Source organism: Variovorax sp. RA8 (genome assembly GCF_901827175.1).
In the GTDB taxonomy this organism is placed as follows: domain Bacteria; phylum Pseudomonadota; class Gammaproteobacteria; order Burkholderiales; family Burkholderiaceae_C; genus Variovorax.
This window is the reverse complement of the sequence record NZ_LR594662.1, coordinates 5,965,338-5,991,172: the sequence shown is the minus strand read 5'-3', so window position 1 is coordinate 5,991,172 and position 25,835 is coordinate 5,965,338. Positions and strand designations below refer to the sequence as shown.

Sequence of the window (25,835 nt, the reverse complement as noted above, 5' to 3'; positions counted from 1 at the left end):
CGGGCGGGGCTTCCCTGTCGTCATCGAGCGGCGGGGCATTGCCAGCCGCGATAATCCCTCTTCCCCGGCCATCCGATGCCGGGCTGTTGTTGCTCTTTGCCCAATGAATCCCAGCTACAAACCCAGCGACGTCGAGTCGGCCGCCCAGGCGGCCTGGACGGCGGCCGACGCCTACCGCGTGACCGAGGACGCGCAAAAGAAGAAGTACTACGCCTGCTCGATGCTGCCGTACCCCAGCGGCAAGCTGCACATGGGCCATGTGCGCAACTACACCATCAACGACATGCTCACGCGCTACCTGCGCATGAGCGGCTACAACGTGCTGATGCCGATGGGCTGGGACGCCTTCGGCCTGCCAGCCGAGAACGCCGCCCTCAAGAACGGCGTGCCACCGGCCAAATGGACCTACGAGAATATCGACTACATGAAGGGCCAGCTCCAGGCCATGGGCCTGGCGATCGACTGGAGCCGCGAGATCGCGACCTGCGATCCCAGCTACTACAAGTGGAACCAGTGGCTGTTCCTCAAGATGCTCGAGAAGGGCATCGCCTACCGCAAGACCCAGGTGGTCAACTGGGATCCGGTCGACCAGACCGTGCTGGCCAACGAGCAGGTGGTCGACGGCAAAGGCTGGCGCACCGGCGCGACCGTGGAGCGGCGCGAGATCCCCGGCTACTACCTGAAGATCAGCGATTACGCCGAGGAACTGCTCGAGCACACCCAGCACAAGCTGCCGGGCTGGCCCGAGCGGGTCAAGCTGATGCAGGAGAACTGGATCGGCAAGAGCGAGGGCGTGCGCTTCGCCTTCCCGCATGACATCAAGGACGAGAAGGGCGAGCTCATTCAGGGCGGCCGCATGTACGTCTTCACCACGCGGGCCGACACCATCATGGGCGTGACCTTCTGCGCCGTCGCACCGGAGCATCCGCTGGCCATGCATGCCGCGAAGACAGACCCCAAGGTCGCCGCCTTCATCGAGGAATGCAAGAGCGGCGGCACCACCGAGGCCGAGCTCGCGACGCAGGAGAAGAAGGGCCTTCCCACCGGCCTGCACGTGCGGCACCCGATCACCGACGAGCCGGTGCCGGTCTGGGTCGGCAACTACGTGCTGATCGGATACGGCGACGGCGCCGTGATGGGCGTGCCGGCGCATGACGAGCGCGACTTCGCCTTCGCCAACAAGTACGGCATCGAGATCATCCAGGTGGTCCTGGTCGATGACGAACCCCACTTCGACTACCACCGCTGGCAGGACTGGTACGCCGACAAGGAGCGCGGCGTCACCATCAACTCCGACAACTTCAGCGGCATGTCCCATGCCGAGGCGGTCAAGGCGGTGGCACACGCACTGGGCCAGAAGGGCCTGGGCGAGATGCAGACCACCTGGCGCCTGCGCGACTGGGGCGTCAGTCGCCAGCGCTACTGGGGAACACCGATTCCCATCATCCATTGCGAGGAGCATGGTGCGGTGCCGGTGCCCGAGAAGGATCTTCCGGTCGTGCTGCCCACCGATTGCGTGCCGGACGGCTCGGGCAACCCGCTGAACAAGCACGAAGGCTTCCACGCCGGCGTGGCCTGCCCCGTCTGCGGCAAGCCGGCCCGGCGCGAGACCGACACCATGGACACCTTCGTCGATAGCGCCTGGTACTTCATGCGCTACTGCGATCCGAAGAACGACCAGGCCATGGTCGCCGAGGGGGCGCAGTACTGGATGCCGGTGGACCAGTACATCGGCGGCATCGAGCACGCGATCCTGCACCTGCTCTACGCACGCTTCTGGACCAAGGTGATGCGCGACCTCGGGCTGATCAAGGTGGACGAGCCCTTCAGCAAGCTGCTCACGCAGGGCATGGTGCTCAACCACATCTTCTACCGGCGCAGCGGGAAAGGCGGCAAGGAGTACTTCCCGCCCTCCGAGGTGACCCAGGTGCTCGACGCGCAGGGCCGCATCACCGGCGGCACGCTGGCCGACGGCACGAAGGTCGAATACGGCGGCGTCGGCAAGATGGGCAAGAGCGAGCGCAACGGCGTCGACCCGCAGGACCTGATCGAGAAGTACGGCGCCGACACCGCGCGCCTGTACACCATGTTCACCGCGCCGCCCGAGGCTACGCTGGAGTGGAACGACGCGGCGGTGGAGGGCAGCTTCCGTTTCCTGCGCCGGGTCTGGAACTACGGCGTGGCGCTCGGCACCGCGCAGGCGGCTGCGCCGGAGGGCGAGGAGATCGATCTCGAGACGGTGGACCCGCGCGCGGCTTTCGGCAAGGCGGCCAAGGCACTGCGCCGCGAGGTCCACACCGTGCTGCGCCAGATCGACTACGACTACCAGCGCATGCAGTACAACACCGTCGTATCGGGCGCGATGAAGCTGCTGAACGCGCTGGAGGGCTTCAAGTCGGACGGCAGCCCGGGCGACCGCGCCGCCGCGCGCGAGGGCTTCGGCATCCTGCTGCGCTGCCTCTACCCGGCCACGCCGCACCTCACGCACGTGCTGTGGCACGAACTGGACTACGACAAGCTGCACGGCGCGCTGCTCGACGCACCCTGGCCGGAGGTCGACACCATCGCCCTCGAGCAGGACGAGATCGAGCTGATGCTGCAGGTCAACGGCAAGCTGCGCGGGTCGCTGCGCGTGCCCGCCAATGCCAGCAAGCCGGAAATCGAGAAGATCGCGCTGGCCAGCGAGGCCTTCGTCAAGCACGCCGAGGGCGCCGTGGCCAAGCGCGTGATCGTGGTGCCGGGGCGGCTGGTCAACGTGGTGGTATGAACGACAACATGAACACATCGACCCGGAACGTGGGCCGCCTGCCGCGCCGCGCCCTGCTCGCCGCGGCGGTCTCCGCGGTGGCGCTCGCCGGCTGCGGCTTCGAGCTGCGCAAGGCACCGGACTTCGCCTTCAAGTCGCTGGCGGTGCCGGGCAGCTCGGCCTTCGTGAACACGCTGCGCCGCCAGTTCCGTGCCGCGGGCAATGTCGAGCTGGTGCCCATCGAGGAACAACAACGCGCCGACGCGGTGCTGGAGGTCCTGTCCGAGAATCGCGGCAGCGCGGTGCTGTCCACCAACTCGGCAGGCCAGGTGCGCGAGCTGCAGTTGCGGCTCACGATGCGAGTGCGGCTGCGCACCCCCGGCGGCAAGGAGCTGATGGCTCCGACCCAGATCGAGCAGACCCGCGACATCACCTACAACGAAACCGCCGCGCTGGCCAAGGAAAGCGAGACCGAACTGTTGTACCGCGACATGCAGAGCGACATCGCCCAACAGACGCTGCGCCGGCTCGCGGCGGTCAAGAGTCTCTGATGCAGCTCGCCGCGGCCCAGCTCGAAGCCCACCTGCAGAAGGGGCTGAAGCCGCTCTACGTCGTCCACGGCGACGAGCCGCTGCTGGCGCAGGAAACGGCCGACGCGATCCGCGCGGCGGCGCGGCAGCAGGGCTACACCGAGCGCAGCTCGTACACCGTGGCCGGCGCGCACTTCGACTGGAGCGCGGTGCTGGCGGCCGGCGGCTCGCTGAGCCTGTTCGCCGAGCGGCAGATCGTGGAGATCCGCGTCCCCTCCGGCAAGCCGGGCAAGGACGGCAGCGCCGCGCTGCAACAGATTGCCGAGGCCGCTGCGGGCAATGACAGCACCCTGACGCTGGTCCTGCTGCCGCGGCTGGACAAGGCCACGCGCACCGGCGCCTGGTTCGCGGCCCTCGAGAACCACGGCGTCAGCGTGCCCGTCGAAGCCATCGAGCGCGCCGCGCTGCCGCAGTGGATCGCGCAGCGGCTGGCGCGGCAGGCGCAGCGGGTGAAGGGGGGCGAGGAGGGCCAGCGCACCCTGCAGTTCTTCGCCGACCGCGTCGAAGGCAACCTGCTGGCAGCGCACCAGGAGATCCAGAAGCTCGCGCTGCTGTACCCCGCGGGCGAGCTCGGCTGGGAGCAGGTCGAGGCCGCGGTGAACAACGTGGCGCGCTACGACGTCTTCAAGCTCTCCGAGGCGGTGCTGGGCGGCAACCCCCAGCGCGTGGCACGCATGCTCGACGGCCTGCAGGCCGAGGGCGAGGCCGAGGTCCTGGTGCACTACACGTTGGCCGAGGACATCCGCGCGCTCAAGCGGGTGAAGGACGCCATGTCGGCCGGCCGCCCGCTGCCGATGGCGCTGCGCGAAAACCGCATCTGGGGGCCGCGCGAGCGCGCCTTCGAGCGCGTGCTGCCGCGGCTGGACGAGCGCGCGCTGGCCCGGCTGCTGCGCGCCGCCCACGTGGTGGACGGCATCGTCAAGGGGTTGAAACAGCCCGACTGGCCGGCCAGCGGCTGGCAGGCGCTGCAGCGGCTGGCGCTGATGCTGTGCCGGGCTTGTACCGCGCCGGCACGGGGCTGAAGTCCACGCGGCGTTGCTCTTTTGGGAACCCGGCGTTTCCATGCGTCGCCCGATCCGGCGGGCCCCGCGTGGGAAAATGCGCGGCATGAACGCCTTCAACGTCAACGAATACATGCAGGCCCTGGGGCTGCAGGCCAAGGCAGCGGCTGCCCGGATGGCGAAGGCCCCCGCGGCGACCAAGAACCAAGCGCTCAGGGCGCTGGCGCGCCGCCTGCGCGAGAGCGCCGAAGCCCTGGCGCCTGCCAATGCGCGCGACATCGAGCGCGCGCGGGCTGCGGGCCTCTCGGCGCCGATGGTCGACCGTCTCAAGCTGGCGCCCAAGACCATCGAGACCGTGGCGCTGGGCTGCGAGCAGCTGGCCGCCATGCCCGACGTGATCGGCGAGGTCATCGGCATGCGGCAGCAGCCCAGCGGCATCCGCGTGGGCCAGATGCGGGTGCCGATCGGCGTCTTCGGCATGATCTACGAGAGCCGGCCCAACGTGACCATCGAGGCTGCCAGCCTGGCGATCAAAAGCGGCAACGCGGCGATCCTGCGCGGAGGTTCGGAGGCCATCGAGTCGAACAAGGCCCTGGCCACGCTGGTGGGCGAGGCGCTGGCCGAAGCCGGCCTGCCGGTGAAGGCGGTCCAACTGGTGCAGACCACCGACCGCGAGGCGGTGGGCCGGCTGATCGCCATGCCCGAGTTCGTGGACGTGATCATCCCGCGGGGGGGCAAGGGGCTGATCGAGCGCATCAGCCGCGAGGCCAAGGTGCCGGTGATCAAGCACCTGGACGGCAACTGCCATGTCTACGTCGACGACACGGCCGAGCTCGACATGGCGGTGCGCATCGTCGATAACGCCAAGACCCAGAAGTACAGCCCCTGCAACGCGGCGGAAGGCCTGCTGGTGGCGGCCTCGATGGCCGAGAGCTTCCTGCCCGAGATCGGCTCCATCTTCGCGGCCAAGGGGGTCGAGATGCGCTGCGACCCCGCTGCCGCCCGCATCCTGCGGGCCGAGGGCGCGCTGCCGCCGGGTGCCCGGGTGGTCGACGCGGTCGAGTCCGACTGGTCGGAGGAATACCTGGCGGCCGTCATCAGCATCAAGGTGGTGGAGGACGTGGACGAGGCCATCGCCCACATCAACCGCTATTCCAGCCACCACACCGACGCCATCGTCACCCGCGACCACGTGCATGCCCAGCGCTTCCTGCGCGAAGTGGATTCGGCCAGCGTGATGGTGAACGCCAGCACCCGCTTCGCCGACGGCTTCGAGTTCGGGCTGGGCGCCGAGATCGGCATCAGCACCGACAAGTTCCATGCGCGTGGGCCGGTGGGAATCGAGGGGCTGACCTCGCTCAAATACGTGGTGCTGGGGCAGGGGGAAGTGCGAAGCTGACTAAAGCGGAGATCCGTACCGCAAGGTTTCGCGCGTCCTCTGCGTCCGGTCCGCCGTATCGAGACGGCTTGTCATCCATGCCGGCACCCCCAAATCCTACAATTCCACTCCACCTTTCGTTGCAGAACACCCATAACAAGGCCGCCTCATGGTCCCCCACCTCGTCACCGCCCTGACCGGCCCGATCAACGAACTCGAGCAACGCATCCTCGACTCCATGCCGGCCATCGAGCGCTGGTTCCGCCTCGAATGGATGGAGCACACGCCGCCCTTCTACAGCGCGGTCGACATCCGCAATGCCGGCTTCAAGCTGGCGCCGGTCGACACCAGTCTCTTTCCGCGCGGCTGGAACAATCTCACCGACGACATGCTGCCGCTGGCGGTGCAGGCCGCGCAGGCCGCGATCGAGAAGATCTGCCCCGAGGCGCGCAACCTGCTGGTGATCCCCGAGAACCACTCGAAGAACACCTTCTACCTGGCCAATGTCGCGCGCCTGGTAAAGATCTTCCACATGGCGGGGCTCAACGTCAGGGTGGGCTCCATCGACCCCGCCATCAAGTCGCCCAAGAAGATCGAGCTACCCCATGGCGAGAGCGTGTGCCTGGAGCCGGTGGTACGCAGCCGGCGGCGCCTGGGGCTCAAGCATTTCGACCCCTGCACCATCCTGCTCAACAACGACCTGTCGGCCGGCACGCCGGGCATCCTGGAAGACCTGCATGAGCAGTACCTGCTGCCGCCGCTGCATGCCGGCTGGTCGGTGCGCCGCAAGAGCAACCATCTCCACAGCTACGAGGAAGTGTCCAAGCGCTTCGGCAAGCTGCTGGGCATCGACCCCTGGCTGATCAATCCCATGTACGCGCGCGCCGGCGGCGTCGACCTGGCGGAAGGCAAGGGGCTGGACGTGCTGACCAGCCATGTCGATGCGCTGCTCACCAAGATCCGGCGCAAGTACAAGGAATACGGCATCAACGAGAAGCCCTTCGTGGTGGTCAAGGCGGACAACGGCGCCGACCCCATGGGCGTGATGACCGTGCGCGACCTCAAGGACCTGGAGGCCTTCAACCGCCGCGCGCGCACCCGCTCGGCCGCCGCCAACGACGAGGTGCGGATCGCCAGCGACCTGATCGTGCAGGAAGGCGTGCTGACCAACGAGCGCGTCCACAACGGCGTCGCCGAGCCGGTGGTCTACATGATGGACCGCTACGTGGTCGGCGGCTTCTACCGGGTGCATGCGGAGCGCAGCCCCGACGAGAACCTCAATCTTCCGGGCGCCAGCTTCGTGCCGCTGGCGTTCTCGGAGAGTGCGCACTTACCGCAGCCCGGCGCCAAGCCGGGTGCGAGCGCCCCCAACCGCTTCTACATGTACGGCGTGATCGGGCGCCTGGCCATGGTGGCGGCCAGTTATGAGATGGAAGCGACCAATCCCGACGCCGAGACGTACGAATGATTTCTTAGTCCGGCCTTGCGCCGGGTCCGGGTGGCGGCAAAATAGCGACCCCACAGCAACGCAAGAACCCGAGGGCGGAGGGCGACGCGGAGGCCGCTTGAGGCCGACGAGGCGCCAGGGCGTGCATCCCACGCCGGACGCCCTCGTTGGTGCACCCGATTCCCGTGTCCCCGACCAAATCCTCCTCCGCCGCGCTGATCCTCGCAGCCATTGGCGTCGTCTACGGCGACATCGGCACCAGCGTTCTGTATGCGGTCAAGGAGGTGTTCGGGCACGGCCACGTCCCGTTCACCGTCGAGAACGTCTACGGCATCCTGTCGATGTTCTTCTGGACGCTGACGGTGATCGTCTCCCTCAAGTACGTGGTGCTGGTGCTGCGCGCCGACAACGAGGGCGAGGGGGGCCTTGTCGCGATGCTGGCGCTGGCCTCGCAGGCGGTGGTCGACAAGCCGCGGCTGCGCCAGGTGCTGCTGGTGGTCGGCATCTTCGGCACCTCCCTGTTCTATGGAGACGGCGTCATCACCCCCGCGATCTCCGTGCTGTCGGCGGTCGAGGGCCTGGAGGTGGTGTCGCCGCACTTCAAGCACTACGTGATCCCCATCACGCTGGTCGTGCTGTTCGGCCTCTTCGCGGTGCAGAAGCACGGTACCGCGGGCATCGGCCGCTTCTTCGGGCCGATTACGCTGGCCTGGTTCGTCGTCATCGCGCTGCTGGGTGTCTCTCAGATCGTCACGCATCCGGCGATCCTCAAGGCCGTCAGCCCGCACTTCGCGCTGCGCTTCATGTGGGACAACCCGGGCACCAGCTTCATCATCCTGGGCGCGACCGTGCTGTGCGTGACGGGGGCCGAGGCGCTCTACGCCGACCTCGGCCATTTCGGCAAGGGGCCGATCCGCATCGCCTGGTTCTCGGTCGTCATGCCGGCGCTCACGCTCAACTACTTCGGCCAGGGCGCGCTGCTGCTGGAAAACCCGGCGGCGGTGAAGAACCCCTTCTTCATGATGGCACCCGAATGGGCGCTGATCCCGTTGGTGCTCATAGCCACCGCGGCCACGGTGATCGCCTCGCAGGCGCTGATCACCGGCGCCTTCAGCGTCACGCGGCAGGTGATCCAGCTGGGCTACCTGCCGCGGCTCAACATCGAGCACACCAGCGTGCGCACCGCAGGCCAGATCTACATCCCGTTCGTCAACTGGGGGCTGTTCGTCGCCATCGTGCTGGCGGTGGTCATGTTCCGTTCGTCGAGCAACCTCGCCGCGGCCTACGGCATCGCCGTGACCACCGACATGCTGATCACCACCGTGCTGACCTTCTTCGTGATCCGCTACGCCTGGAAGTACCCGCTGGCGCTGTGCATCGCGGCCACGGGCGCCTTCTTCATCATCGACTTCCTGTTCTTCGCCTCCAACCTGCTGAAGCTGTTCCAGGGCGGCTGGTTCCCGCTGCTGATCGGCGGCTCGATCTTCATGCTGATGCTGACCTGGAAGGAAGGCCGCCGCCTCATGGGCCAGATGCAGATGGCCGAGGCCATCGACCTTCGCGGCTTCCTCGACTCGGTGTTCGTCAGCCCGCCGGCGCGCGTCGACGGCACCGCGGTCTTCATGACCGCCGAGCCGGGCGTGGTGCCCAATGCGTTGCTGCACAACCTCAAGCACAACAAGGTGATGCACGAGCAGAACCTGTTCGTCACCGTGCGCAACCATGAGGTGCCGTGGATCCCGATGGACAAGCGCATCGAGATGGAGCCGCTCGGCCACCACTGCTGGCAGGTGGTCGTGCACTACGGCTTCAAGAACGACGTCGACCTGCCGCGCGCGCTGGAGCATGCGCGCCTGCGCGGCTGCCAGCTCGAGCCGATGACCACCAGCTACTTCCTCTCCCGCGACGTGGTCATTCCCACGCTCGGCAGCGGCATGGCGCCGTGGCGCGAGAAGCTGTTCGCGCAGATGCATCACAACGCCAGCGGCGCCGCCGGATTCCTGGGCCTGCCGAACAATGCGGTGGTGGAGCTTGGTTCGAAAATCGAGATCTGAGCCTCTGACTTCTGCTTTCGCCTCCATGCGCTTCTTCAAGGATCTGAGCCTCGCATCCTTCACCGCGGGTTTCGTTGCCGTGCTGGTGGGTTTCACGAGCTCCGTGGCCATCGTGTTCCAGGCGGCGCAGGCCTTCGGCGCCACACCCGAGATCATCAGCTCGTGGATGTGGGCGCTCGGCCTGGGCATGGGGCTGACCTCGGCGGTCACATCCCTTTGGTGGCGCAAGCCCGTGATGATCGCCTGGAGCACGCCCGGCGCGGCGGTGCTGGCGGTGGCCGGGTCGGGCTACGGCATGGGCGAGGCGGTCGGGGCCTTCATCGTCTGCGCGCTGCTGATCACGGTGGCCGGCGCCACCGGCTGGTTCGAGCGCGTGATGAACCGGATTCCCATGGCCCTGGCCTCGGCGCTGCTGGCCGGCGTGCTGGCGCGCTTCGGGCTCGAGGCCTTCCTGGCGGCGCGCACCGCGCTCGCGCTGGTGCTGCTGATGCTCCTGTGCTACCTGGTGGCGCGGCGCCTGCTGCCGCGCTACGCGGTGCCGCTGACGCTCCTGGTCGCCATCGTCTTCGTGGCGGCGCGCGGCGAGCTGGCCTGGAGTGCAGTGCATTTCAGTGCCGCGGTGCCGGTGTTCACCCTGCCGGTCTTCAGCTGGCAGGCGGTGGTGAGCCTGGCGCTGCCGCTCTTCGTCGTGACCATGGCCTCGCAGAACCTGCCGGGCGTGGCGGCAATCCGGGCCGCCGGTTATGAACTGCCGATCTCCAAGCTCATCACCATCAGCGGCCTCGCCACGCTGGTGCTTGCGCCCTTCGGCGCCTTCGCCCTCAACCTGAGCGCGATCACCGCGGCGATCTGCATGGGCCGCGAGGCGCACGAAGACCCGGCGCGGCGCTACACCGCGGCCGTGAGCTGCGGCGCCATCTACGTGGTGATCGGCCTGTTCGGCGCGGCGGTCACGGGGCTGCTCACGGCCTTCCCGAAGGAACTGGTCGCGGCCATCGCCGGGCTGGCGCTGCTGGGCACCATCGGCGGCGGCCTGGCCGCGGCGGTGCGCGACGAATCGCACCGCGAGGCAGCGCTGATCACTTTCCTCGTCACGCTCTCGGGCCTGACCATCGCGGGCATCGGCTCGGCCTTCTGGGGCGTGGTGGCCGGCGCGCTCGCGCTCGCGATCCAGCAGCTGGGCCGCAAACCCTCCGCCGGCAGGGACATCGCACCTGGCTGCAAGATCAAGCAAGATAACCGGGCCGCCGCTACCGCAGACGCAGCCCGCCCTTCTTCGACCGCCGGAAAGACATCCTGATGCACATCCTCTTCATTGCCGATCCTCTCGAGCATTTCAAGATCTACAAGGACACCACCTTCTCGATGATGCGCGAGGCGCAGCGCCGCGGGCACAAGATCTCGGCCTGCGTGCCGCAGGACCTCAACTGGCAGCGCGGCCGCCCGGTCACCGCGAAGGTGCGCGAGGTCGTGCTGACCGGCGAGCAGGAGCCCTGGTTTCGCGAAGACGCGGTGATCGAGCGCCCGCTGCACGCCTTCGACGCAGTGCTGATGCGCAAGGACCCGCCCTTCGACGCCGAGTACATCTACGCCACGCACCTGCTGGAGCAGGCCGAGCGCGAGGGCGCGCGCGTCATCAACCGCCCGCGCGCGCTGCGCGACCATCCCGAGAAGCTGGCGATCATGGAGTTCGCCGAATACACGACGCCGACCCTGGTCACGCGCGACCCGGATGCGGTTCGCGCCTTTCACGCCGAGCACCAGGAGATCATCCTGAAGCCATTGGACGGCATGGGTGGCATGGGCATCTTCCGCGTGCGCGCCGACGGGCTCAACCTGGGCTCCATCGTCGAGACGCTCAACAGGCACGGCGCGCAGACCATCATGGTGCAGCGCTTCGTGCCCGAGATCACGCAGGGCGACAAGCGCATCCTGGTGATCGCCGGCCAGCCCGTGCCTTACAGCCTCGCGCGCATCCCGCAGGGCAGCGAGGTGCGCGGCAACCTCGCGGCCGGCGGCAAGGGCGTGGCCCAGCCGCTGACCGACCAGGACCGGCGCATTGCCGAAGCCATCGGCCCGGTGCTCTACGAGCGCGGGCTGCTGCTGATCGGGCTCGACGTGATCGGCAACTCGCTCACCGAGATCAACGTCACCAGCCCGACCTGCTTCCAGGAAATCACGGACCAGACCGGCTTCGACGTGCCGGCGATGTTCATCGACGCGCTCGAGGCCGAGCTGCGCTGAGACTTCAGAGCGGTTGCTGTCGAGCTCCCGCGCGGGTCATCGCGACCGCGTCCAGCAGCTGCGCATGGCGCCCGCCGCCTCAGAAGTCGACAGAAGCCGTCAGGCTGAAGGTGCGCGGGTTGCCCAGCACCAGGTAGCCGGCGCCGGGCGAGCCGCCGACCGAGGCCCAGTAGTCGCGGTTCGCAACGTTGTCGATGCGCGCGCGCAGCGTCAGCAGGCGGCCGGCGACTTCGGTGATGTAGCGCGCGCCGACGTCAAGCCGGGTCCAGCCGGGCACGCGCAGGGTGTTGGTCGCGTCCGCATAGCTGTGGCCGCTCGTGATCATGCGGGCGTCCAGCGAGAGGCCCCGCACGCCCGGCACGTCCCATTCCAGGCCCAGCGTGCCTTGTGCCTTCGGCACGCCGATCACGCGCCTGCCGTCGGTGGTGGCGATGCCCGTGTCCTTCTGCTTGGCGTTCAGCAGCGTCACGCCGCCCAGCACGCGCAGGCCTTTCACCGGTTCGCCGAAGGCTGTCACCTCCAGGCCCTGGTGGCGGTCCTTGCCCTCCGTGGCAAAGGTGCCGGCCGCATTGATCAGGGCGCGCGGCTTCTCGATCGAGAACAGCGCCGCGGTCGCGCCGAGGCCGCCACCGTCGTACTTGAGGCCGAGCTCCTTCTGCTTGGCGACATAGGGCGCGAGCGCCTGCCCTGCGTTGAGCACCGGCCGGCCGCCGACCTGGGCCGGCGCCGTCTCGCCGGCGGCCAGGCTCTCGATGTAGTTCGCGTAGACCGACAGTTCCTTCGTGGCCTTGAACACCACTCCCGCCGCGGGGCTGGTGCGGCTCTGGTCGTAGTCGCCGATCTGCGCGCCGGTGTCGTAGGCGAAGCTGTCGATGTCCAGCGTCTGGCGGCGGGCGCCGACCGTGACCAGCACCGAGGCGTCCAGGAAGGACATCGTGTCGCCGATGGCGTAACTGGTCAGCCGCTTTTTCCCGGTCGTCCGCGGCGAACTCAGGTCGTTGCCGCCGAGCGAGAAGGCGCTGAAGGCCGGCAGGAACGAGGGAATCGGGTTGTAGAGATTGGTGCTCTGGGTGTTGAGGAAATCGAAGCGGTAGGCGTTCTTCCGGTCCGACTCGAAGTAGTCGTAGGCGGCCACCAGCTCGTGCTTCACCGGCCCGGTCGCGAGCTTGCCACGCACGCCGAGCTGGCCGGTCTTGACCTTCTCGATGCCCGTGTTGTCGAAGCGGTAGGTGGTGCCCGCGCCGGTGAGTGCATCGCTCACGCTGAGATTGGCCAGCGAGTTGGCCTCGACGCCGCGGCGCATGCCGGCCGCGAACCAGCCGGTGACGTTGTCGCTGAAATCGTATTCGCCGCGCAGTGTGCCGAAGGTGTCGCGCTCGTTGGAGTAGCTCCAGGGCTGTGCCCAGTTGGTCTTCGCATCCGGCGCCGCCGGCACGATGCTCACGCCGCTGCCCAGCGTGACGTTGGTGCGCGTCTCGCTCAGCCGGTGCTCCTGGTGGCCGATGTCGGCGGACAGGCGCGCGTTGCGGCTGCGCCAGTCGAGGCCGACGGAGGCCACGTCGAGCTTCACGTGCTCGTTGTCCACGCCGGTGCCGCCGTCGCGATGGGCCGCGTTGACGCGGATGCCCAGGCTCTGGTCGGGGCCGAAGCGGCGCGCGATGTCGGTCGCGGCATAGACCTGCGAACCGCTGGAGGCGCCCAGCGTGAGATGCGTCAGCGGCTCGCTGCCGGCGCGCTTGGGCAGCAGGTTGACCGAGCCGCCGATGCCGTCGCCGCCCGGCGCTGCGCCCGTCAGGAAGGCGCTGGCGCCCTGCAGCACCTCGACCCGCTCGAACAGCTCGGACGAGATGTACTGGCGCGGCAGCAGGCTGTAGAGGCCGTTGTAGGCGACGCTGTCCGAGGTCAGGATGAAGCCGCGGATGAAGTACGACTCCTGGAAATTCCCGAAGCCGCGCGCCACCCGCACCGACGAGTTGTTCTGCAGCACGTCGCCTACGCTGCGCGCCTGCTGGTTCTGGATCAGCTCGTTGGTGTAGCTGGTCACGCCGAAGGGCGAGCTCATGTAGTCCTGGTTGCCCAGGATGCCTGTGCGCCCACCGCGCGCGACCTGGCCGCCCGCGAAGGGCTTGGCGAGGCCCTCCGCCGAGGCGTCGGCGCTGGCCTCGACCGTCAGCGTCGAGAGCGTTCCGGCCGACTCCGCCGTCCCCGGCTGGGCCGTCGCGGTCCAGGCTTGGAATGACAGGAAGGCGGCGAGGGCAACGGGGCGCAGGCGGGAGGGAACAGGCAGCATGAAACGGTTCTCGGGGAAGTAGGTTGCAAATGAGAACCGTTATTATCTACGGGCGACCTCCCTTCGCTGCCACGTTCTTGCGCTTGCGCCCCTCAGGACCTGCGCTGCCCGTCGACGAAGACCGCCAGCTCGCCGGCCGCGAAGGCCGTCCAGGTCTCGTTGACGGTCAGGGGCGCGGTCACCACCACCGCAACGCGATCGTCCGGCGTGGTGTGCTGGGCGAAGTCCACGGACAGGTCTTCGTCCGAGAGCTCGGCCGTCAGGAACGGGTGGCGCCGCTCGATGTACCAGAGGTTCGTCGAGGCATGGGACCACAGCGCCTGCCCGTTGGAGAGCATGAAGTTGAAGCTGCCTTGGCGTGCGAAGCGCGGCGCCAGCTCGCGCAGCGTGAGCGTCAGCTCATCGATGGTGGGCACGCCGGCATGCGACTTGGCCAGCTCCTGCATGATCCAGCAGAAGGCATGCTCGCTGTCGGTGTTGCCCACCGGGTGGAAGTTGCCGTGCAGCCGCGGCCGGAAGTCCTTCAGGTCGCCGTTGTGGGCGAACACCCAGTAGCGTCCCCACAGCTCGCGCACGAAGGGGTGGCAGTTCTGCAGGTTCACCGCGCCCTGCGTGGCCTTGCGGATGTGGGCGATGACGTTGCGGCTCTTGATCGGGTAGCGCCGGATCAGCTCGGCCACCGGCGACTCGCAGGCCGGCTGGTGGTCGACGAAGTGCCGCAGGCCCCGGTCCTCGAAGAAGGCGATGCCCCAGCCGTCGGCGTGGTGGTCGGTGCGCCCGCCGCGTTGCGCGAAGCCCGTGAAGCTGAAGGTCACGTCCGTCGGCGTGTTGCAGTTCATTCCGAGAAGCTGGCACATGCGGATGATTAGAACGCAGCAAAGGCTTCAGGGCTTGCGCTTTTCCCGAAGCTGCCAGGCCGCGCAGATCGCCAGCGCGCACAGCCCGGCCAGCAGCAGGAACACCTCGTCGAAAGCCGCCAGCCGGGCCGTGCTGGTGGCAGCGTTCGCGAGCGAATCGCCGTGCGCGGCCAGCCGCCATTCGAGCACGATCGCGCACAGGCTCACGCCGGCGGCGCCGCCCAGCATGCGCAGGAAGTTGATCGCGCTGGCCCCCTGCGGGATCAGCGCCCGCTCCAGCGGGCGCATCGACCCCAGGTTGAGGGAGGGGAGGATGAAGCCCAGCCCCACCCGGCCGATGACCGCGAAAGCCGCCAGCAGCCAGAGCGCGCTGTCCAGCCGCAGTACCACCATCAGCGCGAAGGAGACGGCCAGCAGCGCGAGGCCGATGCACACCAGCAGCCAGGTCGGCTGCCGGTCGGCCAGCCGGCCGACCCCCGCGATGGTGACCGCCAGCACGATCCCGGCCGGCAACAGGATGGTGCCCACGTGCGAGGCCGAGAGATGCAGCCCGACCTGCATGTAGACCGGGAGCAGGTAGGTGGAGCCGAACAGCGCCGTGCCGTAGATGAAGGCCACCACGCTGCCCATGGCGAACTGCCGGTGCTGGAACAGCGCCAGGTTCATCAGCGGCGTGCCGCCCGTGGCCGCGACCCGGCGCTGCCAGGCGATGAAGGCACCGAAGGCCAGGCCCGCGCAGGCGAGCAGCGCCGCTGCCTGCAGCGGCGCATCGCCGCGCAGCTCGACCAGGCCATTGAGCAGGCACAGCGTGCCGGCCGTGCCCAGCGCCAGGCCGCCCCAGTCCAGGCCGCCGCTGCGCGCAGCGATGGCGCCGCCCGGCGCGGTGACCGGCACGAACTTGTAGGCCAGCCAGATCGAGGCGATGCAGAAGGGCACCACCATGAAGAAGATCGAGCGCCAGCCGAACAGGTCGACCAGCACGCCGCCGATGCTCGGGCCCACGGCCGGCGCCAGCACCACGCCCATGCCGAAGATGCCACTGGCACGGCCCTGCTCGTGGGGCTCGAACGCACGCAGGATGATGATGGCCGGGATCGGCTGAACCACCCCTGCCGCCAGCCCTTCAGCCACCCGCGCCGCCAGCACCAGCGGGAAGTGGTTGGCCAGCCCCCCGCTGACGCCGCCCGCCAGCAGCAGCACCATGGTGCCGACATAGGTCCGGCGGTAGCCGTAGCGCGCCAGCAGCCAGGGTGTGGTCAGCATCGAGACCGTCATCGCCACCATGAAGCCCGAGCTGACCCATTGCGCGCGCTCCTGGCCCAGCTCGAAATGGTGGCTCATGCCCGGGATCGCCACGTTGACGATGGTCGAGGACATGATCGAGGCCATCACGCCGATCATCACCGAGAGAAGGAGCAGCCAGCGGTAGCGCGTCCCGTAGCGGGCACTGAGGGAGAGGGGCGGGGGTGTGTCGATCATCGTGCTGCAGCCTGTTCGGCTGTCCTACAAGGATACGGGCATTGCTCACCCGGCCGCCGCGCCCGCCGCCTCGACAATGGCGCGTCGTTCTTCCGCACGTTCTTTCGAAATGGAATCCGCCACCGACGACAACACACCCGCAGGCACCAACGCCGAGACCAATGCCGAAGCCGCACCCTCGCTCGCGGCCGAACTGAAGGCGCCGACGGTCACCCGCGCCTACCAGTGCCAGTGCGGCCGGCCCGTGTTCCTGCGCAACAGCCAGTGCCTGGCCTGCCACACACCGCTGGGCTACGCGGTCGAGCACCTGGGCGTGGTGCCGCTCGCGCCCGACACGCGCGAGGGTGCCGAGCCGGATACCTTTACCGTCTTCGGCGATGCGCAGGGCAAGGCCTACCGCCGCTGCGACAACCTGCTGACTCCGGCGGCCTGCAACTGGATGGTGCCGGCGCCGCGCGAGGGCGACGACCCATCCTTCAACACCGATGGGCTGGTGCCCGGCCTCTGCCTGGCGTGCAGCGTCACGCGCACCATTCCCGACCTGTCGATCGAGAGCAATGGTGAACTGTGGCGCAAGCTCGAGCTGGCCAAGCGCCGGCTGGTCTCGCAGCTGCTCGCGCTCAAGCTGCCGGTGGTGACGCGGCTGGCCGATCCGGTGCACGGCCTGGCCTTCGACTTCCTCGGCAATGTGCCGGGCGGGCCGCATGTGATGACCGGCCACCAGATGGGCGTGATCACCCTCAATGCCGAGGAGGCCGAGGACGCCGTGCGCGAGCGCATCCGCGCCGAGATGCGCGAGCCCTATCGCACCCTGGTGGGCCATTTCCGCCATGAGATCGGCCACTACTACTGGGACCTGCTGGTCCAGCCGACCCACTGGCTCGAGCCCTTCCGCGAGCTCTTCGGCGACGAACGCGCCGACTACGCGGCGGCGCTGCAGGCCCACTATGAGAGCGGCCCGCCGCCCGACTGGGCCAATCGTTTCGTGACCAGCTACGCCAGCTCACATCCGTGGGAGGACTGGGCCGAGACCTGGGCCCACTACCTGCACATGGCCGACACCGCCGACACGGCGATGAGCTTCGGCGTCGATGCGCAGAACGTGGAGCTCACCAGCGACCTCTTCGAACTCCCGGACCTGTGGCAGCCCGAGCATCCCGAGGCCGGCGAATTCCTCGACTTCCTCAACGGCTGGGTGCGCCTCACCAACGTGCTCAACGAGCTCTCACGCAGCATGGGCCAGCCCGACTACTACCCCTTCGTGCTGCCGCGGGTCGCGGTAGGAAAGCTCCAGTTCATTCACGAGGTCATTTCGGAGCAGCGCGCCAGCTCGCGCAAACTCGTCAGCGAGCCTCAGGGCGCTAAACGGGTTGTGGAGCAACCGCACCCATAGCGCAGCGCGCGCAGATGCAGGCCAGGCCCCGCGCCTCGGCCGGCACACGCGCGAGCGCCTCCGGGCTGACGCCGGCCTGCATGCACCAGCAGGGCCCCTGCGGCTGACCCGTCTCCCGTTCCAGCTCGATCGCGCAGCGGTTGGCTTCGCCGCACACCGGGCAGCGCGAGGCATCGAGTCCCGGCTTCGCGCCTGTCACTTCGCGATCTCGAAGGCGGGCAGCTTCTTCTCGACAGGATGGTTCTGCAGCGTCACGTACACCGGCAGGCCATCGCGATACGCCGGATAGTCCTCGCCCTGGATCAGCGGCAGCAGGTATGCGCGCCCCTTCTCGCTGATGCCGTAGCCATCGGCCGAGATGTAGTCGCGCGGCATGAACTTCTCGGCATTGGCCACCTGGTCCAGCGGCGCGCTCCCGATGCGATACGCATAGGGCGCGTCGGACGTGCGCTCGATGCACGGCATCACCGCGTTCTTCCCTTCGAGCGCGAGCTCGACGGCGCGCTGGCCCAGCTCGTAGGCCTGGCGCGCGTCGGTGGCCGATGCGATGTGGCGCGCCGAGCGCTGCAGGTAGTCGGCCACCGCCCAGTGGAACTTGTAGCCCAGCGCCTCCTTCACCATCTGCGCCACGACCGGCGCGGCGCCGCCGAGCTGCGCATGGCCGAAGGCGTCCTTGCTGCCCTGCTCGGCGAGGAAGCTGCCGTCGGGATGGTGCGCCCCTTCCGAGACCACTACCGTGCAATAGCCATGGTGCTTGACCAGCGCATCGACCCGCGCCAGGAAGGCCGGCTGGTCGAATGGAATCTCGGGGAACAGGATCACCACGGGGATGCCGTGGTCGGCCGCCAGCCCGCCGGCCGCCGCGATCCAGCCTGCATGGCGGCCCATCACCTCCAGCACGAAGACCTTGGTCGAGGTCGCGGCCATCGAGCGCACGTCCAGCGAGGCCTCGAGCGTGGAGACCGCGACGTACTTCGCGACCGAGCCGAAGCCGGGGCAGCAGTCCGTCAGCGGCAGGTCGTTGTCGATCGTCTTGGGCACGTGGATAGCCTGCAGCGGGTAACCCATCGACTGCGACAGCTGGCTCACCTTGAAGCACGTGTCGGCCGAATCCCCGCCGCCGTTGTAGAAGAAGTAGCCGATGCCGTGCGCCTTGAAGACCTCGATCAGCCGCTCGTACTCGCGCCGGTTCTTCTCCAGCGACTTGAGCTTGTAGCGGCAGGAGCCGAAGGCGCCCGCGGGCGTCGTGCGCAGCGCTGCGATGGCTTCGGCCGATTCGAGCCCGGTGTCGATCAGCTCCTCGGCCAGCGCGCCGAGGATGCCGTTGCGCCCGGCATACACGGTGCCGATGCGGTCGGCGTGCCGGCGCGCCGTCTCGATCACCCCGGCGGCGGAGGCGTTGATCACCGCAGTGACGCCGCCGGATTGGGCATAGAAGGCATTGAGGGGCATGGTGTGAACTCCTGGAATCCAGCCATTGCAAAATGCCGAGCGCCGCCGGATGCAAGCGCGATGGCTGTTGCATTCTCGCGCAGCCCTTGGGCTTGCGCGAGCCGGCTCGCGAACCGGGGGCGGGATCGGACTATCGGGTGGGCCCCCCGTCGGGGCGTCTCACTCGAGCCTAATCTGCAGCGCGTCGATCGTGCGCTTCCAGGTCGCGCGGTCCTCGCGGATCAGCGCGCCGAAGGCCTCCGGCGTCATGGCCATCGGCTCGGTGCCGTCGGCGGTCATGAAGGCGGTGACCTCGGGCTGCGCGAGCACCTGGTTGAAGGCGCCATTGAGCCGGCGAATCACCGCGTCGGGCGTGCCGGCCGGTGCCACCAGTCCATACCAGATGGACAGGCCGAGTTCTGGAAAGCCGGCCTCTTCCACCGTCGGAATGCCGGGCACCGCGGGCACGCGCTTGCGGCTGGTCACCGCGAGCCCGCGCAACTCGCCGGCGTTGACGCGCGCCACCGAGGTCGAGATGCCGTCGAAGTAGAGGTGGATGTCGCCGCGGGCCAGCGCCAGCATGGCCTGGCCGGAGCTTTGGTAGTGGATGGGCACCAGGCCCGGCGCGCGCTTCTCGAGCAGGCCGCCCAGCATGTGGTTGGAGCTGCCCACGCCCAGCGTGCCGTAGTTCACCATGCCGGGATGCGCCTGCGCATAGGCCGGCAGCTCGCGCAGCGAGGAGATCGGCGTCTGGCGGTCGACGCTGAGCATGAAGGGCACGGCTTGCAGCGCCGCGACAGGCACCAGCTTGTCGGGCGCGTAGGTCAGGCTGCGCTGCAGGTTGGGATTGACCGCCAGCGTGGTGGAGGTCGCGAGCAGAAGCGTGTGCCCGTCGGGCGGCGCCTTCTGCACGGCGAGCGCGCCGATGGCGGTGGCCGCGCCGGTCTTGTTCTCCACCACGATGGGCTGTCCCAGGATGTCCTTGGCCCGTTCGGCAATGCGGCGCGTGACGATGTCCGCGCCGCCGCCGGCGGGATAGGGCACGACGATGCGGATCGGCGTCGCCGCCGCTGTCGCCGTCGCGCCCTGGGCCCACGCCGCCGTGCCTGCGGCCAGCAGCGCCGCGGCGAGAAGAGTCCGGCACGAGGCGCGGCGGGCCGGCATGGCCGGAGAGATCGAGCGTGTCATGGCGGCAACTCCAGAGGGGGGTATGCGGTTATTTGTCGTTCGCGTAGGTCGCCGCGTAGCGGTCGGCCAGCAGCTTGCCGGAGGCGATCGGGCTGTAGCGCGCGCCGTCGCCGATGCAGCTCGGGATGCACTCGATGAGTGCGTCGTAGTTGGGCATGCAGAAGTAGGGGATCGACAGCCGGCGCGCACGCGTGCCCACGCCTTCGGGCGGGTTCACCACGCGGTGCATCGTCGAGACGAAGCGGTCGTTCGTCCAGCGCATCATGATGTCGCCGATGTTGATCACGAAGGCGCCTGGGATCTTCGGCACGTCACGCCAGCCTCCGTCGGGCAGCATCACCTGAAGTCCGCCGGGCGCGTCGTCGATCTTCAGCACCGTGATCGCCGTCGTGTCGGAATGCGCGCCCGAGCGCTCCTCGCCCTTCTCCGGGGGGCGTTCGAGTGCCGGGTAGTGGATGGTGCGCAGGATGCTGGTGTGGCGGTCGATGCGCGACGCGAAATAGCCGGGGTCGAGGTCCAGCACCTGCGCGAAGATGCGCAGGATGTCGGCGGACAGCCGTTCCATCTCGCGGTAGTAGGCCGTCATTGCCGGGCGCAATGCCGCGGGGCGCTCGGGCCAGAGATTGGGCATGAAGTTGTTGCCGGCCTCCGGGCGCGTGTAGTAGGGGTCGTCGCTCACGTCCAGCGGGCCGATGGCGAAGCTTTCGTGCAGCGAAGGCTTGAGCGTCGGATCGATGTGCTTGCCGATCGTCTTCACGCCCATCGCGCCATAGCCCTTGTAGGCCGTGCCGGCCGGCTTGCGGATGCGGTTCTTCTCCTCCAGCGGCAGGTCGAAGAAGGCGATCGCTTCCCGGTACAAGGCGTCGGTCACGGCCTCCGGCACGCCGTGGCCGGTCACGACCAGGAAGCCGAGGCCTTCGCAGGCCTGTTGCACCGCGGCCGCCACTTCGCGCCGGCCCTCCGGCGAGCCGCGGGAGAAGGGCTGGATGTCGATCACCGGGATGGCGTGGATGCTGCTTTCCATGACGAGGCTCATGCAGAGGTCTCCTGAGTTGGATCGAGAATGGCGGCGCATGTCCGCCTGCGCGCAATCGATCCTAGTGGCGCCATCCGCGCCTGGAGCACCGTGCATGTCCGCCGGCATGAATATGGATGAAACCCAGTATGAAACCGATGAATGGCGCTCCGGCTTCGCACCAGCGCTCGCTGCGGGGCCGGCCCTTCGGCGTCGAGATCCAGCACCTGCTCGCCTTCCTCTCCATCTACGACGAGCGCCAGGTCACGCTCGCCGCGCAGCGGCTGGGCCGCAGCCAGTCGGCGCTGAGCCATTCGCTGTCCCGCCTGCGCGAGCTGCTGCGTGACGAGCTCTTCGTGCTGCGCGGCGGCGAGATGTGGCCCACCCAGGTCGCGCAGCAGCTTCATCCCACCATCCAGGCGGCCGTCGCATTGATCGACTCGCTGCACGAGGAGCGCAGGCTCTTCGACCCGCTGCGTGACGCCTTCGAGCTGCGCATCGGGATGACCGACTACGCCGAAAGGGTCTTCTCGCCGCGCCTGTGGATGGCCCTGGAGCGGCGCGCGCCCGGCGTGCGCCTGACCGTGCGCTCCATCGACCGCTACGCCGCCGAAGGCATGCTGCTCGGCGACGCGGTGGACATGGCGATCGTCGGCAATCCGGTGCTGGCCGATGCCGCCATCCAGTGCGACGAGTTGCTGGCCGACCCCTACGTGGTGGCGTTCTCGCGGCGCGCCCACGGCGCCGGCATGGGCCTGCTCTCCTACCTCGCGGCGCCCCACCTGCGCGTCGCAGTGGGGCAGGGCGAATACAGCGCCGTGGACGCAGTGCTCAAGGCGGCCGGGCACCGGCGCGACATCCGCTGCATCGTTCCCAGTTTCCTGCGCGTGCCGGCCATGCTGGAAGGTTCGGGCCTGGTGGCCACGCTCGCGCGAGGCGTGTTCTGCGACCTCGAAGGGACCGCGCGCGATGCCGTCGTGCTGCAGCCGCCGCCGTTCGAGATCGATCCCGTGCGCATCGTGCTGCTGTCGCCCGGCCCCGAGCGGGCCTCGAGCGCGCAGCGCTGGTTGCGCGACCTGATCCTCGGGCTGGGCGCGCGCGCCTAGGTGCCTGGCCTTGGGTTCCCGCTTTTCAGCGCCCCGGCAAGCCCATCGCCCGCGTGATCACTTCCTTCATGATCTCGTTGGTCCCGCCATAGATGCGCTGCACCCGCGCATCGGCGTACGCGCGGGTCACCGGGTACTCCCACATGAAGCCGTAGCCGCCGTGCAGCTGCACGCACTCGTCCATCACCTTGCACTGCAGGTCGGTGGTCCAGTACTTGGCCATGCTGGCGGTGGCGGTGTCCAGCTTCTGCTGCAGCAGCAGCTCGATGCACTTGTCGACGAAGACCTGCGCGACCTGCACCTCGGTCTGCAGCTCGGCCAGGGTGTAGCGCGTGTTCTGGTAGGCGCCCACCGCCTGGCCGAAGACCTTGCGGTCCTTGACGTAGGCGACGGTGTGGTCGATCGCCGCCTGCGAAGCGGCCACCGCGCTGATCGCGATCTGCAACCGCTCCCAGGGCAACTGCTCCATCAGGCAGACGAACCCGCGGTTCTCCTGCGCCTGCCCTCCGAGCAGGGCCTCTGCCGGCAGGTGCACATCGTTGAAGAACAGCTCCGAGGTGTCCTGCGCCTTCAGGCCAAGCTTCTTCAGCCGCTGGCCCTTCTCGAAGCCCGGCATGCCGCGCTCCACCAGGAAGAGGCTGGTGCCCTTGGCGCCGCCCGCGGGGTCGGTCTTGGCCACCACGATCACCAGGTCGGCATGCCAGCCGTTGGTGATGAAGGTCTTGCTGCCCGAGAGCCGCCAGCTGCCGTCGGTCTGCTTGAGCGCGGCGGTGCGCACGGCCTGCAGGTCGCTGCCGGCGCCGGGCTCGCTCATCGCGATGGCGCCAACCATCTCGCCGCTGGCCAGCCGCGGCAGGTAGTTCTTCTTCTGCGCCTCGGTGCCGTAGTGGAGGATGTAGGGCGCCACGATCTCGCTGTGCAGTCCGAAGCCGACGCCGGTGAAGCCACGCGCCCACAGCTCCTCGAACTGGATCACCGAATAGAGCAGGTCGGCGCCCGCGCCGCCGTGTTCCTCGGGCAGCGACATGCACAGAAAACCGTTCTCGCCCGCCTTGTTCCAGAGCTGGCGATCGACGTAGCCCTGCGCTTCCCAGTCCTCATGGAAAGGCGCGATCTCCTTGTCCATGAAGCGGCGGAAGCTGTCGCGAAAGGCCTCGTGGTCGGGGGTGAAGAGGGTGCGTTCGATCATGGTGTGCCCAGTTCAGCGCCCCGGAAACTCCGGCGCGCGCTTCTGCAGGAAGGCCGCGACGCCCTCGGCGAAGGCGGGGTGGTTCAGGAGTTCGCGCTGGCGCTCGCTCTCGTAGTGCAATTGCTCGGGCAGCGTGTGGCGCTGCGATGCTTCGAAGGCACGGCGCGCTTCGATGACCGCGTGGGCCGGCAGGCGTGCCAGGCGCCGTGCGATCTGCTGGGCCTCCAGCAGGAGCAGATCGTCGTCGACGCAGGCCCAGATCAGGCCCCATTGCGCCGCGCGCTCGGCGCCGAGGCGCTCGTCGAGCAGGCTCATGCCCATCGCGCGCGCCGGACCCACCAGGCGCGGAATGAACCAGGTGCAGCCCAGGTCCGGCACGATGCCCAGCTTGGGCAGGAAGGACAGGTAGAAGTACGCGCTCTTCGCCGCGATCGCCACGTCGCAGGCCAGCACGAGCCCCACGCCGGCACCCGCCGCGGCGCCGTTGACCGCGCACACCACCGGCACCGGGAACGCGCGCATCGACTCGATCAGCGGGTTGCTTACCGACTGCATCCACTTCGCGGTCTGATCGCCGAGCGTCTCGCCGGCTTCGGGCGGGCGCATCGCGCTCAGGTCCGCACCCACGCAGAAGGCCTTGCCGGCGCCGGTGAGGACCACGGCGCGCACGCTGCGGTCCTCGCGCACGCGGGCCAACGCGGCGCCCAGTTCGTGCTGCAGGTCGAGCGCGATCGGGTTGAGCTTGGCCGGCAGGTTCAGCGTCAGCGTGGCGACGCCCTCCTTCGATTCCCAGATGACGGCAGACATCAGAGCCTCTCGACGATCGTCACGTTGGCCATGCCGCCGCCTTCGCACATGGTTTGCAGCCCAAAGCGCTTGCCACGCTGGCTCAGCGCGTGGACGAGCGTGGTCATGAGCTTGGTGCCGGAGGCGCCCAGCGGATGGCCCAGCGCGATCGCGCCGCCGTTGACGTTGAGCCGGGCCGGGTCGGCGCCCAGCGCCTGCAGCCAGGCGATGGGCACCGGCGCGAAGGCCTCGTTGATCTCGTAGAGGTCGATGTCCTCGATCTTCATGCCGGCCTTCTGCAGCGCGCGCTGGGTGGCGGGAATGGGCGCCTCCAGCATGATCACCGGGTCATGGCCCAGCACGCCCATGTGGTGGATGCGCGCCAGCGGCTTCACGCCCAGCGCCCTGAGCCCGCGTTCGTTGACCACCAGCACGCCGCTGGCGCCGTCGCAGATCTGGCTGGCGGTGGCGGCGGTGCAGCGGCCGCCCTCAGCGATCAGCTTCACGCCGGCGATGCCTTCCAGCGTGACGTCGAAGCGGATGCCTTCGTCCACCTGGTGCATCTCGCCCGAGGTACTGCCATCGGCGAGCCGCACCGCGACGGGAAGGATCTCCTCGGCGAAGGCGCCCTCGCGGGTGGCGGCGATGGCGCGCCGGTGGGTCTCGAAGGCGTAGCGGTCCAGCGCCTCCTTCGCGATCCCGTAGTTCTTCGCGATCATCTCGGCGCCGGTGAACTGGCTGAACTCCACGCCCGGGTAGCGGCGCTGCATGGCGGGGCTCATGTAGGTGCCGAGACCGGCCTTGGCCGGCAGCACGTTGGGCGTGAACATGGGCACGCGCGTCATGCTCTCGACGCCGCCCGCGATCACCGCGTCCATGCTGCCCGCCATCACGGCCTGCGCTGCGAAGTGCAGCGCCTGCTGCGAGGAGCCGCATTGCCGGTCGACCGAGGTGCCCGGTACCGATTCGGGCAGGCTCGAGGCCAGCACCGCGTTGCGCGCGATGTTGGTGGCCTGCTCGCCGACCTGGCTGACGCAGCCCAGGATCACGTCCTCCACCGCGGCCGGGTCGATGCCGCTCTTCGCGACCAGCGCGTCGATCACTTGCGCCGCCAGGTCGGCCGGATGCCAACCCGCCAGCCTGCCGCCGCGGCGGCCGCCGGCGGTCCGCGTCGCGGCCACGATGTATGCCTCTGCCATCTGATGTCCTTGCTCGGGAGGGAAAAGCATGGCCGAGCACCAAAGCAAGACGCCGTCAACCTGGGTGACGGCGTCGCTGCGTCCAGGGCCACGAGCGTCGATGGTTCAACGCCCGGGCACCGACGGTCAAGCCGGGGACATCCCGTGGAGCCGGAGTCGCCAAGGCGACCGAGCGGGCTCCTCCCGCACCGGCAGCGCCGCCGGCTGCGAGCCCGAAACCGTGATGCACGAGGGCTCCAGCGCCGACACCAGCATGCGCCGGTGCTGATCGCCTTCGAATCGCTCGCCCGGCGCCAGCACGATGTCGCGCGGATCGTGGTCCAGAGTGACCCATACGCTGCCGCTGCGGCATTCGATGCCCACGCCCGCGGCATCCGGCAGAGTGAAGATGGTGCGCTTGGCCAGGCTCAGGTGGAAACGGCTGGGGGCGGTGTTCATGGCG

The 25,835-nt window shown here is 68.6% G+C and carries 21 protein-coding genes; 10 read left to right on the top strand and 11 right to left on the bottom strand.

Translation table 11 applies throughout. The annotated features are described in order from the left end of the window. Window positions 1–103 precede the first annotated feature (103 nt). The 8 genes from leuS (at window position 104) to gshB (ending at window position 11,460) form a co-directional block, all read left to right on the top strand. A complete protein-coding gene (leuS, locus tag E5P3_RS28510; protein WP_162589026.1) occupies window positions 104–2,767 on the top strand; it encodes a leucine--tRNA ligase in 2,664 nt (887 codons plus the stop codon). A gap of 8 nt (window positions 2,768–2,775) precedes the next feature. Beyond that, window positions 2,776–3,297 carry an LPS-assembly lipoprotein LptE gene (locus E5P3_RS28505; RefSeq protein WP_162589025.1) on the top strand — a complete coding sequence of 174 codons (522 nt, stop codon included), beginning with the start codon at window positions 2,776–2,778 and terminating at the stop codon, window positions 3,295–3,297. Next, complete coding sequence (gene holA, locus E5P3_RS28500) at window positions 3,297–4,358, top strand: DNA polymerase III subunit delta (RefSeq protein WP_162589024.1); 1,062 nt, start codon at window positions 3,297–3,299, stop codon at window positions 4,356–4,358. Before E5P3_RS28505 ends, holA begins: the two co-directional genes overlap by 1 nt. Window positions 4,359–4,434: 76 nt before the next feature. Then, a complete protein-coding gene (locus tag E5P3_RS28495; RefSeq protein ID WP_443083271.1) occupies window positions 4,435–5,736 on the top strand; it encodes a glutamate-5-semialdehyde dehydrogenase in 1,302 nt (433 codons plus the stop codon). Between the two features lie 148 nt (window positions 5,737–5,884). Continuing rightward, a complete protein-coding gene (gene gshA / locus E5P3_RS28490) occupies window positions 5,885–7,183 on the top strand; it encodes a glutamate--cysteine ligase (RefSeq protein WP_162589022.1) in 1,299 nt (432 codons plus the stop codon). A 164-nt stretch (window positions 7,184–7,347) separates the two neighbouring features. Continuing rightward, window positions 7,348–9,216, top strand: coding sequence for a potassium transporter Kup (locus E5P3_RS28485; RefSeq protein ID WP_162589021.1), 1,869 nt, complete (start codon window positions 7,348–7,350; stop codon window positions 9,214–9,216). A gap of 25 nt (window positions 9,217–9,241) precedes the next feature. After that, entirely contained in the window at window positions 9,242–10,516 is a 1,275-nt protein-coding gene (locus E5P3_RS28480) for a benzoate/H(+) symporter BenE family transporter (RefSeq protein ID WP_162589020.1), read from the top strand. Further along, complete coding sequence (gene gshB, locus E5P3_RS28475; RefSeq protein ID WP_174263112.1) at window positions 10,516–11,460, top strand: glutathione synthase; 945 nt, start codon at window positions 10,516–10,518, stop codon at window positions 11,458–11,460. Before E5P3_RS28480 ends, gshB begins: the two co-directional genes overlap by 1 nt. A gap of 79 nt (window positions 11,461–11,539) precedes the next feature. Here the strand turns inward: gshB and E5P3_RS28470 are convergent, their stop codons facing one another. The 3 genes from E5P3_RS28470 to E5P3_RS28460 form a co-directional block, all read right to left on the bottom strand. Further along, entirely contained in the window at window positions 11,540–13,750 is a 2,211-nt protein-coding gene (locus E5P3_RS28470) for a TonB-dependent receptor (RefSeq protein ID WP_162589019.1), read from the bottom strand. 92 nt (window positions 13,751–13,842) lie between these two features. Then, on the bottom strand, window positions 13,843–14,607 hold the full coding sequence (locus tag E5P3_RS28465) for a class II glutamine amidotransferase (protein WP_162589018.1): 765 nt from the start codon (window positions 14,605–14,607) through the stop codon (window positions 13,843–13,845). A 27-nt stretch (window positions 14,608–14,634) separates the two neighbouring features. After that, window positions 14,635–16,086, bottom strand: a complete 1,452-nt coding sequence (locus E5P3_RS28460) for an MFS transporter (RefSeq protein ID WP_162589017.1) — start codon at window positions 16,084–16,086, stop codon at window positions 14,635–14,637. A gap of 109 nt (window positions 16,087–16,195) precedes the next feature. Here E5P3_RS28460 and E5P3_RS28455 point away from each other — a divergent pair, with 109 nt between their 5' ends. Then, entirely contained in the window at window positions 16,196–17,479 is a 1,284-nt protein-coding gene (locus tag E5P3_RS28455) for a zinc-binding metallopeptidase family protein (protein WP_162589016.1), read from the top strand. On the opposite strand, the gene E5P3_RS28450 is transcribed toward E5P3_RS28455, so the two are convergent. The 4 genes from E5P3_RS28450 to E5P3_RS28435 all read right to left on the bottom strand — a co-directional run bounded on the left by E5P3_RS28450 (window position 17,448) and on the right by E5P3_RS28435 (window position 21,134). After that, window positions 17,448–17,636 (bottom strand): cysteine-rich CWC family protein, encoded by a 189-nt coding sequence (locus tag E5P3_RS28450; RefSeq protein WP_443083300.1) that lies wholly within the window; start codon window positions 17,634–17,636, stop codon window positions 17,448–17,450. The two genes, E5P3_RS28455 and E5P3_RS28450, sit on opposite strands and share 32 nt — an antisense overlap. A gap of 38 nt (window positions 17,637–17,674) precedes the next feature. Beyond that, window positions 17,675–18,931 (bottom strand): 6-phosphofructokinase, encoded by a 1,257-nt coding sequence (locus tag E5P3_RS28445; protein ID WP_162589014.1) that lies wholly within the window; start codon window positions 18,929–18,931, stop codon window positions 17,675–17,677. Window positions 18,932–19,090: 159 nt separating this feature from the next. Next, window positions 19,091–20,098 (bottom strand): Bug family tripartite tricarboxylate transporter substrate binding protein, encoded by a 1,008-nt coding sequence (locus E5P3_RS28440; RefSeq protein ID WP_162589013.1) that lies wholly within the window; start codon window positions 20,096–20,098, stop codon window positions 19,091–19,093. Window positions 20,099–20,126: 28 nt separating this feature from the next. Next, window positions 20,127–21,134, bottom strand: a complete 1,008-nt coding sequence (locus E5P3_RS28435; RefSeq protein WP_162589012.1) for an isopenicillin N synthase family dioxygenase — start codon at window positions 21,132–21,134, stop codon at window positions 20,127–20,129. 128 nt (window positions 21,135–21,262) lie between these two features. Here E5P3_RS28435 and E5P3_RS28430 point away from each other — a divergent pair, with 128 nt between their 5' ends. Next, window positions 21,263–22,219, top strand: a complete 957-nt coding sequence (locus tag E5P3_RS28430) for a LysR family transcriptional regulator (RefSeq protein ID WP_162589011.1) — start codon at window positions 21,263–21,265, stop codon at window positions 22,217–22,219. A 25-nt stretch (window positions 22,220–22,244) separates the two neighbouring features. Here E5P3_RS28430 and E5P3_RS28425 read toward each other — a convergent pair whose 3' ends face one another. The 4 genes from E5P3_RS28425 to E5P3_RS28410 form a co-directional block, all read right to left on the bottom strand. Then, window positions 22,245–23,408 carry an acyl-CoA dehydrogenase family protein gene (locus E5P3_RS28425; RefSeq protein WP_162589010.1) on the bottom strand — a complete coding sequence of 388 codons (1,164 nt, stop codon included), beginning with the start codon at window positions 23,406–23,408 and terminating at the stop codon, window positions 22,245–22,247. A 12-nt stretch (window positions 23,409–23,420) separates the two neighbouring features. Next, complete coding sequence (locus tag E5P3_RS28420) at window positions 23,421–24,215, bottom strand: enoyl-CoA hydratase-related protein (protein WP_162589009.1); 795 nt, start codon at window positions 24,213–24,215, stop codon at window positions 23,421–23,423. After that, the gene (locus tag E5P3_RS28415) at window positions 24,215–25,393 is read right to left on the bottom strand and encodes an acetyl-CoA C-acetyltransferase (protein ID WP_162589008.1); all 1,179 of its coding nucleotides are present in this window, start codon (window positions 25,391–25,393) and stop codon (window positions 24,215–24,217) included. Before E5P3_RS28415 ends, E5P3_RS28420 begins: the two co-directional genes overlap by 1 nt. 126 nt (window positions 25,394–25,519) lie before the next feature. After that, window positions 25,520–25,831 (bottom strand): DUF2917 domain-containing protein, encoded by a 312-nt coding sequence (locus E5P3_RS28410; protein ID WP_162589007.1) that lies wholly within the window; start codon window positions 25,829–25,831, stop codon window positions 25,520–25,522. Window positions 25,832–25,835: the final 4 nt, after the last annotated feature.

What these genes read in the sequence shown, in the direction of transcription:
- gshA (WP_162589022.1), top strand. Translation starts at nt 5,885, where the DNA reads ATGGTCCCCCACCTCGTCACCGCCCTGACCGGCCCGATCAACGAACTC.
- E5P3_RS28425 (WP_162589010.1), bottom strand. Translation starts at nt 23,408, where the DNA reads ATGATCGAACGCACCCTCTTCACCCCCGACCACGAGGCCTTTCGCGAC.
- E5P3_RS28480 (WP_162589020.1), top strand. Translation starts at nt 9,242, where the DNA reads ATGCGCTTCTTCAAGGATCTGAGCCTCGCATCCTTCACCGCGGGTTTC.
- E5P3_RS28435 (WP_162589012.1), bottom strand. Translation starts at nt 21,134, where the DNA reads ATGAGCCTCGTCATGGAAAGCAGCATCCACGCCATCCCGGTGATCGAC.
- E5P3_RS28465 (WP_162589018.1), bottom strand. Translation starts at nt 14,607, where the DNA reads ATGTGCCAGCTTCTCGGAATGAACTGCAACACGCCGACGGACGTGACC.
- E5P3_RS28445 (WP_162589014.1), bottom strand. Translation starts at nt 18,931, where the DNA reads ATGCCCCTCAATGCCTTCTATGCCCAATCCGGCGGCGTCACTGCGGTG.
- E5P3_RS28460 (WP_162589017.1), bottom strand. Translation starts at nt 16,086, where the DNA reads ATGATCGACACACCCCCGCCCCTCTCCCTCAGTGCCCGCTACGGGACG.
- gshB (WP_174263112.1), top strand. Translation starts at nt 10,516, where the DNA reads ATGCACATCCTCTTCATTGCCGATCCTCTCGAGCATTTCAAGATCTAC.
- E5P3_RS28430 (WP_162589011.1), top strand. Translation starts at nt 21,263, where the DNA reads ATGAAACCGATGAATGGCGCTCCGGCTTCGCACCAGCGCTCGCTGCGG.
- E5P3_RS28440 (WP_162589013.1), bottom strand. Translation starts at nt 20,098, where the DNA reads ATGACACGCTCGATCTCTCCGGCCATGCCGGCCCGCCGCGCCTCGTGC.
- E5P3_RS28455 (WP_162589016.1), top strand. Translation starts at nt 16,196, where the DNA reads ATGGAATCCGCCACCGACGACAACACACCCGCAGGCACCAACGCCGAG.
- E5P3_RS28470 (WP_162589019.1), bottom strand. Translation starts at nt 13,750, where the DNA reads ATGCTGCCTGTTCCCTCCCGCCTGCGCCCCGTTGCCCTCGCCGCCTTC.
- E5P3_RS28495 (WP_443083271.1), top strand. Translation starts at nt 4,435, where the DNA reads ATGCGCGGCATGAACGCCTTCAACGTCAACGAATACATGCAGGCCCTG.
- E5P3_RS28410 (WP_162589007.1), bottom strand. Translation starts at nt 25,831, where the DNA reads ATGAACACCGCCCCCAGCCGTTTCCACCTGAGCCTGGCCAAGCGCACC.
- E5P3_RS28420 (WP_162589009.1), bottom strand. Translation starts at nt 24,215, where the DNA reads ATGTCTGCCGTCATCTGGGAATCGAAGGAGGGCGTCGCCACGCTGACG.
- leuS (WP_162589026.1), top strand. Translation starts at nt 104, where the DNA reads ATGAATCCCAGCTACAAACCCAGCGACGTCGAGTCGGCCGCCCAGGCG.
- holA (WP_162589024.1), top strand. Translation starts at nt 3,297, where the DNA reads ATGCAGCTCGCCGCGGCCCAGCTCGAAGCCCACCTGCAGAAGGGGCTG.
- E5P3_RS28415 (WP_162589008.1), bottom strand. Translation starts at nt 25,393, where the DNA reads ATGGCAGAGGCATACATCGTGGCCGCGACGCGGACCGCCGGCGGCCGC.
- E5P3_RS28505 (WP_162589025.1), top strand. Translation starts at nt 2,776, where the DNA reads ATGAACACATCGACCCGGAACGTGGGCCGCCTGCCGCGCCGCGCCCTG.